Source organism: Flavobacterium aquidurense, assembly GCF_002217195.1.
Taxonomy (GTDB): Bacteria; Bacteroidota; Bacteroidia; order Flavobacteriales; family Flavobacteriaceae; genus Flavobacterium; species Flavobacterium frigidimaris.
The window spans coordinates 122,499-134,885 of sequence record NZ_MUGR01000022.1; the positions used below are offsets into that span (position 1 = coordinate 122,499).

General features: G+C 28.9%; 14 protein-coding genes. All 14 read left to right on the forward strand.

Going from position 1 to position 12,387, the window contains the following annotated elements:
- Nucleotides 1–2: 2 nt before the first annotated feature.
- Genes B0A67_RS11755 through B0A67_RS11820 form a run of 14 tightly spaced genes read left to right on the forward strand, consistent with a single transcriptional unit; the run spans nucleotide 3 to nucleotide 12,232 of the window.
- Nucleotides 3–1,265 carry a glycosyltransferase gene (locus B0A67_RS11755; protein ID WP_072960731.1) on the forward strand — a complete coding sequence of 421 codons (1,263 nt, stop codon included), beginning with the start codon at nucleotides 3–5 and terminating at the stop codon, nucleotides 1,263–1,265.
- On the forward strand, nucleotides 1,243–2,193 hold the full coding sequence (locus B0A67_RS11760) for an NAD-dependent epimerase/dehydratase family protein (RefSeq protein WP_072960734.1): 951 nt from the start codon (nucleotides 1,243–1,245) through the stop codon (nucleotides 2,191–2,193). The genes B0A67_RS11755 and B0A67_RS11760 overlap by 23 nt, the downstream gene beginning before the upstream one ends.
- A 31-nt stretch (nucleotides 2,194–2,224) precedes the next feature.
- Complete coding sequence (gene rfbF / locus B0A67_RS11765; RefSeq protein WP_072960737.1) at nucleotides 2,225–3,013, forward strand: glucose-1-phosphate cytidylyltransferase; 789 nt, start codon at nucleotides 2,225–2,227, stop codon at nucleotides 3,011–3,013.
- On the forward strand, nucleotides 3,007–4,122 hold the full coding sequence (rfbG, locus tag B0A67_RS11770; RefSeq protein ID WP_072960740.1) for a CDP-glucose 4,6-dehydratase: 1,116 nt from the start codon (nucleotides 3,007–3,009) through the stop codon (nucleotides 4,120–4,122). Before rfbF ends, rfbG begins: the two co-directional genes overlap by 7 nt.
- Nucleotides 4,110–4,553: a dTDP-4-dehydrorhamnose 3,5-epimerase gene (locus tag B0A67_RS11775; RefSeq protein ID WP_072960744.1), complete on the forward strand. Its 444-nt coding sequence runs from the start codon at nucleotides 4,110–4,112 to the stop codon at nucleotides 4,551–4,553. The genes rfbG and B0A67_RS11775 overlap by 13 nt, the downstream gene beginning before the upstream one ends.
- Nucleotides 4,547–5,494 (forward strand): NAD-dependent epimerase/dehydratase family protein, encoded by a 948-nt coding sequence (locus B0A67_RS11780; RefSeq protein WP_072960747.1) that lies wholly within the window; start codon nucleotides 4,547–4,549, stop codon nucleotides 5,492–5,494. The genes B0A67_RS11775 and B0A67_RS11780 overlap by 7 nt, the downstream gene beginning before the upstream one ends.
- 30 nt (nucleotides 5,495–5,524) lie before the next feature.
- On the forward strand, nucleotides 5,525–6,433 hold the full coding sequence (locus tag B0A67_RS11785) for a glycosyltransferase family 2 protein (protein ID WP_072960751.1): 909 nt from the start codon (nucleotides 5,525–5,527) through the stop codon (nucleotides 6,431–6,433).
- Between the two features lie 44 nt (nucleotides 6,434–6,477).
- Nucleotides 6,478–7,683 (forward strand): hypothetical protein, encoded by a 1,206-nt coding sequence (locus B0A67_RS11790; protein ID WP_072960755.1) that lies wholly within the window; start codon nucleotides 6,478–6,480, stop codon nucleotides 7,681–7,683.
- Between the two features lie 19 nt (nucleotides 7,684–7,702).
- Nucleotides 7,703–8,500, forward strand: coding sequence for a glycosyltransferase family 2 protein (locus tag B0A67_RS11795; protein ID WP_072960758.1), 798 nt, complete (start codon nucleotides 7,703–7,705; stop codon nucleotides 8,498–8,500).
- 1 nt (nucleotide 8,501) lies between these two features.
- Nucleotides 8,502–9,098 (forward strand): LbetaH domain-containing protein, encoded by a 597-nt coding sequence (locus B0A67_RS11800; protein WP_072960761.1) that lies wholly within the window; start codon nucleotides 8,502–8,504, stop codon nucleotides 9,096–9,098.
- A gap of 22 nt (nucleotides 9,099–9,120) precedes the next feature.
- Nucleotides 9,121–9,942, forward strand: coding sequence for a glycosyltransferase (locus B0A67_RS11805; protein WP_072960764.1), 822 nt, complete (start codon nucleotides 9,121–9,123; stop codon nucleotides 9,940–9,942).
- Entirely contained in the window at nucleotides 9,943–10,845 is a 903-nt protein-coding gene (locus B0A67_RS11810) for an NAD-dependent epimerase/dehydratase family protein (RefSeq protein ID WP_072960767.1), read from the forward strand. It abuts the gene before it with no gap.
- The gene (locus tag B0A67_RS11815; protein WP_072960769.1) at nucleotides 10,845–11,807 is read left to right on the forward strand and encodes an MraY family glycosyltransferase; all 963 of its coding nucleotides are present in this window, start codon (nucleotides 10,845–10,847) and stop codon (nucleotides 11,805–11,807) included. Before B0A67_RS11810 ends, B0A67_RS11815 begins: the two co-directional genes overlap by 1 nt.
- Nucleotides 11,804–12,232, forward strand: coding sequence for a WxcM-like domain-containing protein (locus tag B0A67_RS11820; protein WP_072960772.1), 429 nt, complete (start codon nucleotides 11,804–11,806; stop codon nucleotides 12,230–12,232). Before B0A67_RS11815 ends, B0A67_RS11820 begins: the two co-directional genes overlap by 4 nt.
- Nucleotides 12,233–12,387: the final 155 nt, after the last annotated feature.

Sequence of the window (12,387 nt, forward strand, 5' to 3'; positions counted from 1 at the left end):
AGATGAAGAATAAGGTTAAGAATAGGGTGCTGATTTTTACTGACTGTTATATATATGGAGGAAGTGAAAAATTAATGGCTTTTTTATTAAAAAATGAAATTCTAAATGATCATTTTGAATTTCTATATAGTTATAGAAAACATAAAGAATACGAAGTCGGATTAAAAAATGAAGGTTTGCTTGATAGAGAAAGTAACTTTCCTTTAAGCTTAATGTCTAATAATACTTTATTCTACCGAATAAATCTTCTGACCATATCCAAATATTTGAAGGGAGTTATGAAAGTACCTTCTTTTCTACTTGAAAAGTTTAAAATATACTTTTCCTGGAATTTATTTAAGTTTATAATTTTATTGATTAGAACTAAACCGGATATAATTCACATAAATAATGGTGGGTATCCTGGCGCAAGTAGTTGCAGTGTAGTTGTTTTAGCTAATTATTTGACAATTAAAGCTAAAATCATTTATCAGGTTAATAATCAGGCTTTAGATCGTAAAAGTTATTTTGAGAAAATTTACGATCAATTCATAAACAAAAATGTTAACGGTTTTATTAATGCCTCTTTTAGGGCTAAACAGCGTTTAGTTGAAGCAAGAGATTTTGATTCTGATAAAATATTTTTAGTCAATAATTGTGCCCCTTTACCAGTGATTAAAAATAATCGTGCAGAAATTTTAAAAGAATTAAAAATTCCTTCGGATAGTTTTCTTATAGTACAAGTGGCCTTTTTATCGGAACGGAAAGGGCAAAAATATTTAATAGATGCTTTATCTGAATTGTTTAAGAAAGAATTGCTTCCAGCAAAAAATATATATTGTGCCTTTATAGGAAATGGAGAGCAAGAAGATTATTTGAAAGAATATATTAATGAACTGGGACTGGCTTCTAATATTTTTATTTTAGGATATAAAAGTAATAGTGAAGATTACATCGCGGCTTGTGATTTATTTTTATTACCTTCTATTAAAGATGAAGATATGCCATTAGTTTTATTGTCTGCGTTGGGATACGGAAAGCCAATTATAGCTAGTGATTTTGCGGGTATTTCTCAAGTGTTAGATACAAATGTTAATGGTGTTTTAGTTTCTAATGAGCTGTCAACTTTAGTTAATAATTTATCTACTCAAATTTATCTACTTTATAAAGACGAGAATTTTAGAACCTTATTAGGTGTTAATGCAAAAAAAACCTATATAAATTATAGCCCTGAAAATTACGGATTAAAACTAAAACAAATTTATGACAAAATTTATGGTAGTTAAAGAGACTATTTTATTGCTTGGGGGGTCGGGATTTATTGGTAGAAATATAATAAATTTTGTTATAGTTAATAATGAGTTATTAAATTATAAAATAGTTGTTTTATCAAGAGATGTTCAAAATGATAAAATAGATAGTATAGAATATGTTTCTGGAGATTATGGTGATAGAAACATATTGATTCGTTTGTTTTCCAAATGGAATTTTAGCAAAGTATTTCATTGTGCTACTTCAACTACACCACTATCATCAAACAATAACATATTGTCTGATATCAATGGTAATTTGATTGCTACCGTTGGATTGTTAGATGTCATGAAAGATTTTGGTTGCACTTCTATATTATATTTCTCTTCTGGAGGAGCAGTTTACGGAGAAAAAAAAATAGAAATGATTTCTGAAAAAGAGACCTGTAATCCTGTTAGTTCTTATGGTGTAATAAAGCTTACAATTGAAAATTTTTTGAGACTGTATGAAAAGCAATTTGGAATTAATTATTTGATTTTAAGAGTTTCTAATCCATTTGGGAAATTCCATGTTTCTGAAAAACAAGGTGTTATTAATATTGCGGTAAGAAGAGCTTTAAATAATGAAAGAATTGAGGTGTGGGGAGATGGAAATCAATCAAAAGATTATATTTTTGTTGAAGATTTGGTAAGAATTTTTTTTCAACTTTTAAAACAAGGTATTATTAATAAAACTATAAACATTGGGTCTGGTCAAACTTATCCATTGAATAAAGTATTAGACATGATAAAAATAAATTTTCCTAAATTACAAATTGATTATGTTGAGTCTAAATCAACTGATGTTAAGGATTTTTGTCTAGATATTTCATTGATGAAATCATTAGTAGATTTTAAATTTACTGATTTTGAGGAGGCTATTAAACAAACAATTATGTGGGAGAGATCCAGATATACTAATTAACATATTATAAAAAAAATAAACAGATAAAAGTATGAAAACAGTAATATTATGTGGCGGATATGGTACCCGTATTCGTGATGTCGCAGATGATATTCCTAAGCCGATGATTCCAATAGGAGGAAAACCAATAATATGGCACATTATGAAAACCTATGCAAGTTATGGATATAATAATTTTATATTGTGTATGGGATATAAAAGTGAAGTTATAAAAGATTTTTTCATCAATTATGAATTGAGAAGCTCCGATGTTACAATTAAATTAGGTAAAAAATCGGAGCAAATTATTTCTGAAGTAAGTCATGATGAAGATGGTTGGGAAGTAACTCTTGCTGAAACCGGCTTGAAGTCTATGACAGGAGCAAGAGTCAAGAGGATAAAAAAATATATAGGCGATGATCCTTATTTTATGCTTACATATGGTGATGGTGTTGGGGATATAGATATACAAAAATTGGTTACCTTTCACAAATCTCACGGTAAAATGGTGACCTTGACAGGTGTTAGACCTCCAGGACGTTTTGGTGAATTAGGTGTTGATGAAGATGGTTCTACAATTACAGGATTTAATGAAAAACCACAGGCAAGTGGAGGAAGAATCAACGGCGGTTACTTTGTTTGTAATAATGAATTTCTTGACTTACTTACAAATGAAGAAGATTTGGTTTTAGAACAGGAGCCAATGAAAAAACTTGTTGAAATGAGAGAACTGAAAGTATTTGAGCATGATGGATTTTGGCAGCCAATGGATACGTCAAGAGAATATTCATTGCTGAACGATTTGTATAATAATGATAATGCACCTTGGGTAAAATGGTAAATAAAAAATTATTTGGAGACGTATATAAAGGGAAAAAAGTTTTAGTTACTGGAAATACTGGTTTTAAAGGAAGTTGGCTTTGTACGTGGCTTATATCATTAGGAGCAAATGTGTACGGTATATCAAAAGAGATTCCTACTAAACCATCAATGTTTGAGGAACTTGATCTTGCTAATAAAATGACACATTATATGGCTGATATTCGTGATTTTTCAAAAATGAATGAAATAATTAATCAGGTATCTCCGGATTTTGTATTTCATCTTGCAGCACAACCTATAGTATCCTTTTCTTATGCTGAGCCTTTAGACACTATATCGAGTAATGTAATGGGAACTGCTAACATTTTAGAAGTCTTACGTAACTATAATAAACCTTGTATAGCGGTAATTATTACAAGTGATAAGTGCTATGATAACGTTGAATGGATTTATGGCTATAAAGAAACCGATGCGGTTGGAGGAAGAGATATTTACAGTGGAAGTAAAGGTGCTGCTGAAGTTATTTTTAAATCATATTACTACTCATTTTTCAAAAGTGAAGCAGTACCTGTTAAAGTGGTTACCGCTCGTGCAGGAAACGTTATTGGAGGTGGAGATTGGGCTCTTGATCGTATTATTCCAGATTGTATGCGTTCATGGAGTGAGAATAAATATGTTGAGATTAGAAGTCCAAAAGCTACCAGACCATGGCAACATGTGTTAGAGCCTCTTAGTGGTTACTTGCAATTGGGGGAGCAATTGTACAAAAATCATTCTTTAAATGGTGAAAGTTTTAATTTTGGTCCACAAGCAGAATATAGTCATACGGTACAGGAAATTTTAGAAGATATGAGCGTTCGTTGGCATTTTGAAGACTCGAAAGATGCTTATCGTATTACTGGTGATATTAAGTTTCACGAAGCGGGTTTACTTAAGTTGAATTGCGATAAAGCTCTTTTTCATTTTAGATGGAAACCAACGCTTAATTATCAAACTTTGTTGGAATATACAAGTGACTGGTACTATGATTTTTATAAAAATAAGCCAGATATGTTTGCTTACACAAAAGCTCAAATTGAAGGATATATAGATATTGCTACAAATCAAAATCTTGCATGGACAAAATAGCAATTGAAGGAGTGCTACTTACTCCACTTAAACAAATACATCATCCGAAGGGAGATGTGTTTCACGCAATGAAAAAAAGTGATCTCGGATTTTCTGGTTTTGGAGAAGCTTACTTTTCGACAATACATTACAAGGATGTAAAACTTTGGAAAAAGCATTTTGAAATGACGCTTAATTTTGTTGTCCCTGTTGGCAATATACGTTTTGTTATATATGATGACAGGGAGGATAGTATTACTGTTGGAGCCTTTTTCGATGTTATTCTTGGAGTAGATAATTATCAGAGAATTACAATTCCACCAAATGTTTGGGTTGCTTTTTCAGGTATAGGTAAAGATTATAACTTGTTGCTTAACCTTGCAAATATTGAACATGATCCCAAAGAAGTTGATAGAAAAGAAAGTATTAATGATATAATATATGAATGGTAAAACAGAAAGTTCTTGTAACTGGCGCGAGCGGTTATATCGGTTCCAGAATGTGTCAGTATCTTTCAGAGCAAGGTTATTGCGTCACTGCTTTATCTCGTAATCAACCTTCTGATAATGTATGGCTTTCAAAACTTGAAAAAGTAATTGTGGGAGATGTAAAAGATGAAATTCTTATTAAAGAACTAGCAGATGATAATTATTCTATAGTTATTCATCTTGTTTCACTCGACCATCATCACTCAAATAAAGGAGCACCATCTCAAGTAAGTCGTGTAAATATAATACCGGTGTGGAGTTTACTTGATACTTTTACAAAACAAAATTTAAAAAAGTTTATTTATTTTTCTACAATGCAGGTTTATGGAGATATTAGTGGCGATGTGATAGATGAAAATTCAAAATTAAATACACAAAGCTTTTATGGACTTACACATCAAATAGGAGAAGATATCTGTGATTATTACAATCGAAACACTAAGACAGAATGTATTAGTGTGAGATTATCTAATAGTTATGGAGCTCCTATATTTGCGGAAAACAATTGCTGGTGGCTAGTTATAAATGATCTTTGTAGAATGGCTTTTTTGGAAAAAAAGATTGTTTTACAGTCAGATGGTTCTCCATTACGTGATTTTATTCATGGATGGGACGTTTGTTCGGCTGTCGATTCAATAATTAAAACACCTGAAAAAAATTCAGTTTATAATGTAAGTTCGGGTGTAACACTATCTATTATGGAAATTGCATTAAAAATCAAAGAAATTTACAGTATAAGATATGCCTACAAATTAACAATAATCGCACAACCTTTAAGTGAAGGTAAAAAGCAGCAGTATTTTAAAATAAATAATGATCTTGTCCGCAGTATAGGTTTTGAGCCCACATGGAGTATTGAAAAAGGTATTAATGAATTGTTTGATTTTTTTGAGAAAAATTATTAACAATTATTACTTTGTAAAACAGTTATTATAATGAATCAATTTATAAATAGAAAAAAAAATCTTTTTTCTATAGTTATACCTACTTATAATAGACGGTCAGATCTTGATCGTTGTTTAAGATCGTTGTCAATTCAGATTTTTAAGAATTTTGAAGTAATTGTTTGTGATAATGCTTCAACAGACAATACTAAAGAAATAGTGGAGCAATATGAACATTTGTTAGATCTACAATATATTTATTTACCAGTAAATTCAGGTGGACCTGCACGTCCAAGAAATGTTGGTGCAACAAAAGCAAAAGGTGAATGGATATGTTTTTTAGATTCTGACGATTGGTATAAAGACAATAAATTAGATTATATCTCAAAATTAAATTTAGACCAAACAGATTTTATTTATCACGATTTAGATATTATACAAAATGGGGTGTTTGTTAAAAAGATGAGATCTAGAGATTTAAATGAGAAAGATCCATACCATGATTTGTTATTTACCAGTTATGGAATTCCGACCTCATCTGTTTGCATACGCAAGCAAGTTTTTCAAGAATCAATTGGTTTTTCAGAAAAGAATGAATTAATTGGTTTAGAAGACTATTACTTATGGATTGAATTAGCTAAAAAAGGAACTAGATTTAAATATATTTCATCCTCGCTTGGGTATTATTTTTTAGGTAGCTCTAATCTTTCTTTGAATGATAATAGTAGAATCAACAGATACAAATATTTATTCCAAACTTATATTGATTTGGAAAAGAATGAAAAAAATAAAAACAAGATAAATGCAACATTGAATTACCACATTGGATGGATTTATTTTAATAGATCTCAAAATAAGGAGGGGTTTGGTCCAATATTATACGCTTTTTGGCATGGTTCTTTTCCTATAAAATTTGGTGTATTGAGAATTGTATTAAAGAGTTTATATAAATTTTTTTAAATAAAGACTTTATTATGTCATGCTCATATGATAGAAATCTATAGATGAAAAAAGCGATTATTGCAATTATTTGGTATGTTTTAATTTTACATGTTTTTATTCCGTGTATTTATTATTTATGTATTGGGTTTACTCCAGTTTATTCTGATATAATCGATTACAATTCTCTGTATAAGGCTGCTTTCTTAATAATATTTTCTTTATTATTGAGCATTGTTGTATTGAAAATTTGCATAAAAAAAGATTTTGTAGTTAAGCCTATTGTTGATGGTAAGCCTATTAATTTTTTATATTATTTCTCTGTATTATTCAAATTAGGAGCATTTTATGCAAATGGTGGATTTCAATCAGTTATAGAGGGAGGTTCTTCGGGCTCGTTAACGAATTATATATCACTTTTTTTAAATCCTTTTACACTTTTATTACTATTATTATTTATACAGAAAAAAAAATCTAGTGTAATTAAGGCTATTCTTTTTTATGTAATGTATATTACTTTATCAGGTAGTAGAAGTGGTATAATTTCTATATTCTTTGTCTTTTTTATAGGAATGGCTTTTGAGGGATTTAAACACTATAAAAGTAAATTGCAAAATTTTTTAAAATATGGCTTATTATTAGCTCCAGTTTTATTTGTTTATGCAACTATATCTCGTGGCTTTGATGAAGTAGTTGGATTCGATTTTATTATCAATCAAATTGTTGGAAGAATGTCAACACTTGAAACTTCCATGTTACCTTTATATTATGAAAGTCATAATTTAGATTTAAGCTTGTTTTATTTAAAATATGATATTTGGCATCAGTTAAAATTGTGTATTGATGCACTATTACCTGGTCAGATTTTTGAATTTGATGTAATGCCAAATAATTATTATAGAACAATGTTCATGGGCTATTCCGAATCTTTCGTGATAGAAAATTACATGTCTATTAATTTTACATTACCAATTTACCTATATTTAAAATATAGCTATTTAGGTGTAGTGCTTACAGTGTTCTACATTATAGGTTTTTATAGGCTTTTGGTTTTTTTTAAAAATAGACCTTTCGCAATAATTATATTGTTATCAGTTTTTTATGATTTGATTTATTTTTTTGATTGGGTAATGGTTTTTATGCAGCTTTATAGTGCTTTATTAACTATTCTTTTTGTAAAGGGATTTATTGTTTTCTATAAAATAATGGTAAAAATTTTACAAAAATTAAGATTTTCTAATCCTAATGTTGAAATAGATAATGTTCGTTAAATAAAATAAAAAATAAAAAATGTTAGTTTCCATAATAATTCCAATGTATAATTCTGAATTAACTATAGAAGAATGTATACATTCAGTAATAAAACAGACATACAACGGTGAAATAGAAATTATTGTAGTGAATGATGGCTCAAAAGATAAATCACAAGAAATTGTTGAATCTATAATAAAATATAATAAATCAAAAATTTTAATAAAACTTATAGATAAGGAAAATGGTGGTGTTTCTTCTGCAAGAAATGTTGGTATGAAAAACGCAAGTGGAAATTTTATTGCTTTACTAGACTCCGATGATTTTTGGGCAATAAATAAATTAGAAAGACAAATTGAAATATTTTCTAAATATCCTGAAATAGATTTTTTAGGAACAAATAGAAATAATGAACACTTTAATAGATTTCTACTGAAAAAATTTGATGACGTAACTTTTATAAGTGCTAAATTTTTACTTTTGAAATGGTTTTTCGTAACTCCAACAGTTATGTTTAAAAGAAAAGTATTTGATTCTGTTGGTGGGTTTGACGAAAGTCAAAAATATGCTGAGGAAGGTAACTATTGGCTTAGAGTATGTAATGAAAATTGTTGCGCACTTCTTAATGAAAGTCTTGTAACGACAGGAAATGGTAAACCTCATTTTGGATATTCAGGTTTGTCTGGAAATTTAAAGGGTATGCAAAAAGGAGAATATAAGAATTTGAAAGATGGATTGAATTTAGGAATAATAAATAAAATTGAGTATGGTTTGTTATTTATATACTCAAGTGCAAAATATTTAAGACGTTTATTAATTGTTAAAATGAGGAATTAAAATGTTTAAAAGATATGGTTTTTTTGGATCTTTGAAGTTATTGTTGTCACTAATTTATACTAAATGTTTTTTTTATCAAGCTAGATTAATAAGATTGCCATTCGATATAAGAAATAAAAGATTTATAAAGTTAGGGAAAAATTTCACAACAGGTTTTGGTTGTAGAATTGAAGCATATCCTCAAATAAATAATAAGGATAGTCAAATTATACTTTTTGGAGAAAATGTTGAAATTAATGATTATGTTCATATTGCTGCTGGAGAAAAAATAACAATTGGGAATAATGTTTTAATAGCAAGTAAAGTGTTTATTTCAGATCTTAATCATGGTAGCTACAAAGGAAATCAGCAAGATTCTCCATTGACATTACCTAACGATAGAAAGCTTTCAACGGAACCTATAATAATTAAGGATAATGTTTGGATAGGTGAAGGGGTTTGTATTATGGCCGGTGTGACAATAGGTGTTGGTTGTGTAATAGGGGCATCGTCGGTAGTGACTAAAAGTATTCCAGATTATTGTATAGCGCTTGGCTCTCCAGCGAAAGTTATTAAACAATTTGATTTCGATAAAAAAGTATGGTTGTTTGTAAATTAAGTATAATATAATTTTTAAATTCTTGAAATTAATAAATACAATTAGTATCGTTCTGTATAATTCAAATCCAACCGAGATTGAAAAAGCTATAAGAAGTATATTTCAGACGAGTTCAGAAATAAAACTCTATTTAATAGATAATTCACCCTCAAATGATTTAAGAACTTTGGAAGAAATAGATGAGAGAATAATTTATATTCATAATCCATCTAATCCTGGATTTGGCGCAGCCCATAATATTGCTATAAACAAAGCAATTGATTTAAATGCACAATATCATTTTATTGTTAATCCCGATATTTATTTTGAAGGTGATGTGATTTCGGTAATGTTATCTTATATTAAAACTGATTTAAATATTGGTATGATGATGCCACAAATTTTAAATTTGGATGGAAGCGTACAAAATTTGCCTAAATTATTGCCTACTCCTTTAAGTATTTTATGGAGAAAAATAAGAAAACCAGCTAAAGCTTTTGAAAAATTTATTAATCTTTATGAATTAAGGACCGTTCCCGAAGAAACAATTTATAATGCTCCAATACTTTCAGGATGTTTTACGGTATTAAATTTGGAAGCAATAAAGAATGTAGGTGGATATGATGATAAGTTTTTTATGTATTTTGAAGACTGGGATTTATCTCGCAGAATGCATCAACACTACAAAACAATTTATTTCCCGGCAGTTTCTGTTTATCATGGATATGAGTCTGGTGCAAATAAGAGTAAAAGATTATTTAAAATATTTGTAAATTCAGCAGTAACTTATTTTAATAAATGGGGATGGTTTTTTGACTCTGAAAGAGAGAAAATAAACAAAGAAGCATTAAGACAATTTAAATAAATGAAAAAGTTACAAATTACAGGAACATCAGGATTTGTCGGGCAAAATCTTTCAAAATATTTTTTAAGTCATTCCTTTGAGATTGAATCAATTTCGTTGCGCAATTCAAATTGGAAATATCAATTTAACGGAGATGTTATTATCCATTTAGCTGGAAAAGCACATGACACAAAAAAAGGTTCTGAATCGTCAGAGTATTTTAAAGTAAATACTGAATTGACAAAAGAATTATTTGATGTCTTTTTAAAAAGTACTGTTAATGATTTTATTTATTTTAGTAGTGTAAAGGCTGTTGCAGATGAGGTAGCAGATATTCTTTTTGAAAATATTAATGCTAGACCAAAAACGCCCTATGGCCAATCAAAATTAAAAGCGGAAGAATATATTTTATCAAAAGGAATACCAGAAGGAAAAAGAGTTTTTATTGTTAGACCTTGTATGATTCATGGACCTGGTAATAAAGGAAACCTAAATCTTTTGTATAATGTTGTAAAAAAAAGAATTCCATATCCCTTGGCCGCTTTTTATAATGAAAGATCTTTTTTAGGAATAGATAATCTTAATTTCATAATTAAAGAAATAATTCAAAAAAGGGAGATTCCTTCAGGAGTCTATAATTTTTCGGATGATGAGGTTCTATCTACAAATGAGCTAATTCAGATCATTTCGTCGACTTTAAATAAAAAAACTCTTTCAATAGCAATTCCTAAAATTATAATTATTGGAATAGGTAAAATTGGAGATATTATTAAACTACCTGTAAATTCTGAAAGAATTCAAAAACTAACCGAAAATTATAGAGTTTCAAATCAAAAAATAAAACGTGCTATTGGGATTGATAAACTTCCTAATACTGCTCAAGAAGGATTAGAAAGAACAATAAAAAGCTTTATCAAAAAATAATGCAATACACAATACTAGGAATACTTTTGATGATTTTAATGTTAGTCTACTTTAAATTAGCCGATTGTTATAATATCATAGATAAACCCAATCAAAGAAGTTCTCATACAGAAATTACATTAAGGGGTGGTGGAATTATCTTTTGGTTCTCTGCTTTAATTTATTTTTTACAAAATATTGAGACGAATTACTTTTTCTTTATTGGAATTACGCTGGTGAGTTTAGTTAGTTTTTGGGATGATATTCAAAGTTTATCGAATAAAATCAGAATGTCAGTTCAGTTTTTAGCAATCACGCTGATCTTCTTTGAAATTGGAGTTTTCAATTTAGTTCCGCTTTTAGGAATTATAGTAGCTTATATCGTAGCAGTAGGTTTAATAAATGCCTACAATTTCATGGATGGCATCAACGGAATAACGGGACTCTACACTTTAGTAGTTATGGGGTCCTTGTTGTACGTCAATCAAGAGATTCAAGTTTTTACAGATAGTAGCTTTATAAAATACGCGATGATTGCGAGTCTCGTTTTTCTTTTTTTTAATTATAGAAAAAGGGCAAAATGTTTTGCTGGTGATGTTGGAAGTATTACCATTGCATTTTGGGTAATCTATTTGGTTTTGAAGCTTATTTTAAGGACAGATTCTTTAATCTGGCTGTTGTTTTTAGCGATTTATGGAGTTGATGCTATTTGCACAATCATACATAGATTGTATTTAAGACAGAATATATTTGAAGCACATCGTTTACATTTGTACCAGGTTTTGAGTAACGAATACAAAATTCAGCACAGACTGGTTGCTTTATATTATGCAGTGGCTCAAATTATAGTTTCAGCTTTAGTAATTTGTTTATATCAAAAAGTTCACGATTTAGTTTTGTTTGTAATAATACTATTACCCTTAATTGCTACATATACAGTAAAATTTTACATCTTGAGAAAAAAAATAAAAGCAAATATATGATCCCAAAAATAATTCAGGGAGGGAATTTCTCCGATCATCGTGGAACTATTTCGTATGTTAATGATTTTAAGTTTACGGATATAGAAAGGTTTTATATTATTAGCAATTCTGAAGAAAATCCTATTCGTGCATGGCATGGGCATAAATTAGATGCAAAGAATTTTTATTGCTTAAGCGGCTCTTTCAAAATTCATTTTATAAAAATTGATAATTGGGAAAATCCAGCAAAAGATTTAAGAGTAGAAACTATTTTTATTTCTGATATTGATAGTAAAATACTGCATATTCCAGCAGGTTATGCTAATGCTATAGAATCGCTTGAAAAAGATTCAAAGCTAATTTCTTTTTCAACATTACCTATTGTAAATGTAGGTGATGACGATATTCGTTATCCTTTGGATTATTGGAAAACTAATGGCGAGTAGTGAATTGATCTATCTTTATATGAATAATGTAATTTTGAAAACGAGTATTTTTCAAAAGCTTACAGATAAATTCAGTCACTTAAAAAGCTAAATGTTGATGAATGTGATAGTATTTTGGAAATTTCTTGTAGATGGATTATTATTTAAACATTAAA